This is a genomic window from Cobetia sp., from assembly GCF_983723665.1.
In genome coordinates, this window is record NZ_CFDJES010000004.1 from 1 (window position 1) to 3,470 (window position 3,470).

A 3,470-nucleotide genomic window follows, 5' to 3' on the forward strand; every position below is an offset into this window, starting at 1 on the left:
CTTGTCAGGCGGGTTGGGGCACGCGGAAGATGACGCTGTCGTTGGCGACCTGCTCAAGCTCGAGTCCGTGCGTGCGCGCAAGCCAGGCAAAGGTCGCCGGGCTGAACAGGCACACATGCGTCGGATCACGCAGGTAGTGCCAGCGCCTGAGCGCCTCCGGATCATCCGAGGCGGGCTGCGTCATCACCCCCAGCAGGCCGCCGGGCCTGAGGCAACGCAACCACTGGCGGAAGACCTCGCCCGGCGCGTAGAGATGCTCGATCACCTCGGTGCTGACGATGAAGTCATGCTGGCGGGTGAGCGCTGACGGGTTCGGATGATAATAGAGGTCGTGCAGCGCCATCGGATGGCCCGCCTCCTCGAACATCTGCGCCAGGGCAGGCCCCGGCCCACAGCCGAAATCGAGCCCGCGGGCCCCGGCCGCGAGCCGCTCGCACATCGGCGTGAAGAGCTTGGCCAGGAAGCTTCGATAGCGCGGGTCTGCCGGGTCATTCTCGTGCTGGTCGTAGATGTCCTGCTCTGCCCTGGCATCCAGGCGCTGGGACGGCGCCAGATACAGCAGATGACATTCCGGGCAGCGCAGGTAATCGCGCTCGTCGGCGGGCGGTCGCTGACCGGTCTCGGGGCATGGCCTGCGTCGCTGTACCAGGTGCAGTACATGCTGGCTCTGGGACGCCTCACACAGCGGGCAGACAGTATCTGAAGGCGGATAGGGAACGGGGGAATCAGGGGCTGACATCAGGGCTCCGCGGCAAGGGACACTGGCGATGAGGATCGACGTCACCACACGACTGGCGGTGACGACTCGGCGCCACGCGCGATACCGCGGCGGCACGGGCAATTCCGCAGCAGGTGAACGTATCGAAGGTGGCGACGGTCTGAGTGCTGAATGATACCCCGCGCCAGTGTCTTGCGCCTGCCACGATGGAGCCTGCAGGCACCGCCCCCCTCTGGCACAATGAGCATCATTCGAGTGCGGCACCGCGACACCTGACGATGTCACGGCGCCTGCCTTCGCGTCAGACAGGCGCGATCTTTCACGCCAGACCACCGGAACTTCACGTGTGACGATGGACAAGACTCTCAAGCGGTTCGAACAGGCCATGGAACAGCGCCTGACTCCTCTCAAGGCCAACTCCGTGGCCTGTCTGTGGCAACGACTGTCCGGGCTCAGCACCCGCCAGCTCTGGTGGCTGGCGCGCCCGTTGGCGCGTGTGGTGCAGCTGTGCAATCCCCGCGAGCGCCGGGTCACGCGCCAGAATCTGGGCCAGGCCTTCCCGCAGCTCGACAGCCAGGCGCGCGCGCGTCTGGCGAGCGACAGCCTCGCGCATTCCACCGCCACCATGCTGGAACTGGGCAAGGTGTGGCTGGGCGATGAAGACGCCGTGCGCGATTCGATTCTCGAGGTCCACGGCCGCAACCTGCTCGACGAGGCGCGCGCCGAGGGGCGCGGCGTCATCGTGCTGGCGCCACACTTCGGCAACTGGGAAGTGCTAAATTTCTGGCTCTCCAGCCACTTCCCGTTCACCGCCATGTACGAGCCGCCCAAGTTCGAACGCCTCGACCCGATCATCCGCAATGGCCGTGAGCGCATGGGTGCGAGCCTGGTGCCCACCAACTCGCGTGGCGTCGCTGCCTTGCTCAAGGCACTCAAGCGCGCCGAAGCGATCGGCATACTGCCGGATCAGGAGCCGGGCCGTGGCAGCGGCGTCTTCGCCGACTTCTATGGCCGCCCCGCCTATACCGCCACCCTGCTGCCCAAGCTGGTGGCGAGAACCGATGCCCGCGTCGTCACCGGTGTCGCCCAGCGTCTGGAAGATGGCCATGGCTTCGCCATCCACTTCCTCGCTGCGGATGAGGGAGTCTATTGCGAAGAGGAAGTCGCCTCGGCACGCGGGGTGAATTCCTCGGTGGAAGCGGCGATCGCCTTGGCGCCGGCCCAGTATCAGTGGGAATACAAGCGCTGGCGCAAGAGCCCGCAGGAAATGGAGCAACAACCGGGCTGGCAGGAAGCCCGCTTCTATGCGCGCACCTACTCCTTCTTCTCGCTCAAGGGCTGGCGCCGCTACTTCAAGCATCGCCGCAAGGCCAGCAAGCGCGGCTGAGGGCAACACTGGCGGATCAAGCCATCAGCTCCCAGACTGAATGCGCATGGCTCAATGACAGGAGGCAAGGATGCCGATCGAGACTCACACCGCTCACCTCACAAGCTCATCGCCCCGGCGCCCCTCCTTGCCCCGGGCAGTATCGACACGCCTGCCGGCAAGTCTGGCGACACGCCTGGTCGCAAGTGCCGCGGCGGCCTGTCTCGCATTGTCTCTGCCTGCCCAGGCAGAGGCAGAGACAGAGGCCGCTTCCTCGCTGTCGCTGGTGAGCGCTCAGCAAGTGCCCAGTGATGCCCCTGCGCTCAAGCTGCCTGAGGGCGCCACGCTCGAGCGGCTGGCCTCGCTCGACAGTCCACGCATGCTGCACCTCACTGATGCTGGCGAACTGCTGATCGGCTCGCGGGCCGAGCGTGTCTATCGCGCTCAGCTGACGCCGGACGGCAGCCTCCCTGCCGTGAAGACGCTGGTCGAACTGTCGGGCTACCCTCACTCGCTGGTGGTGCGTGGTGACAAGCTCTATGTCGCGACCACTGCAGCCTTGCTGGTCGCCGACTATTCACCCGGCGAGTCTCTCACCCGCGATGACTTTCGTGAGCTGATCGCCCTGCCCGGCGGCGGTGGCCATAACTCGCGCACCTTGAGTCTCGGGCCGGATGGTGGCCTCTATCTGGCGCTGGGCATCCAGGGCAATTGCTCGAATCAATACCTCGCAGGCAGCGAGCAGGGCTACTCCTTCAGTGAACGCCGCGGTGGCGTGCTGCGCCTTGAGGAATCCGGCGATGCGCCGCACTGGCAGCCCTGGGCCAGCGGGCTACGCAACCCGGTAGGCCTCGCCTGGCAGCCAGGTAGGGAAGATGAGCCGCGTCTGCTGGCTACCAACAACGGCCCCGACCACTGGGGCTATGAGCAACCCCGCGAACTGGTGGTTGCTGCCCGCGAAGGCAGCTTCCATGGCATGCCCTGGTATCAGTGGGTCGATGGCCGCTGGCAGGCGGATGACTGCATCACGAGCGATTCACCGCGTGAGCGTGACGAGATTGCGCCGCCGCTGGCCGAGATCCCCGCTCGCAGTGCACCGATGGGAATCGCGGTGGTAACGCCAGAGCATCCATTGGCGGCAGACATGGATGTCGTGGTGGCAGTCCACGGCAGCTGGGGCACGGCGCCCTCCGGCAACGCCGCGGGTGACCCGGCCAGCCGCCGTGAGCCTCGCCTGCTGGGCCTCAAGCTGGCGACGCCAGACACTGAAGCACGCCTGGTGCCAGTGCTGACCGGCCTGCAGGACAGCAGCAGCGGTCAGCGCTGGATTCGCCCGCTCGATGTCCTGTTCGGCCCTGATGGCAGCCTGTACTTCACCTCGGATAG

The 3,470-nt window shown here is 66.2% G+C and carries 3 protein-coding genes; 2 read left to right on the plus strand and 1 reads right to left on the minus strand.

Annotation, left to right across the window (positions count from 1 at the left end; all coding sequences use genetic code 11):
* Positions 1 to 4 precede the first annotated feature (4 nt).
* Positions 5 to 739 carry a class I SAM-dependent methyltransferase gene (locus AC4FAH_RS00920; RefSeq protein ID WP_225347118.1) on the minus strand — a complete coding sequence of 245 codons (735 nt, stop codon included), beginning with the start codon at positions 737 to 739 and terminating at the stop codon, positions 5 to 7.
* Positions 740 to 1,070: 331 nt separating this feature from the next.
* On the opposite strand from AC4FAH_RS00920, the gene AC4FAH_RS00925 reads away from it, so the two are divergent.
* Together AC4FAH_RS00925 and AC4FAH_RS00930 are read left to right on the plus strand one after the other, a co-directional pair.
* Positions 1,071 to 2,105, plus strand: a complete 1,035-nt coding sequence (locus tag AC4FAH_RS00925) for a lysophospholipid acyltransferase family protein (RefSeq protein ID WP_225347119.1) — start codon at positions 1,071 to 1,073, stop codon at positions 2,103 to 2,105.
* A gap of 70 nt (positions 2,106 to 2,175) precedes the next feature.
* Positions 2,176 to 3,470 (plus strand): PQQ-dependent sugar dehydrogenase (locus AC4FAH_RS00930; protein ID WP_490245555.1); only part of this gene is annotated, 1,295 nt, incomplete at its 3' end.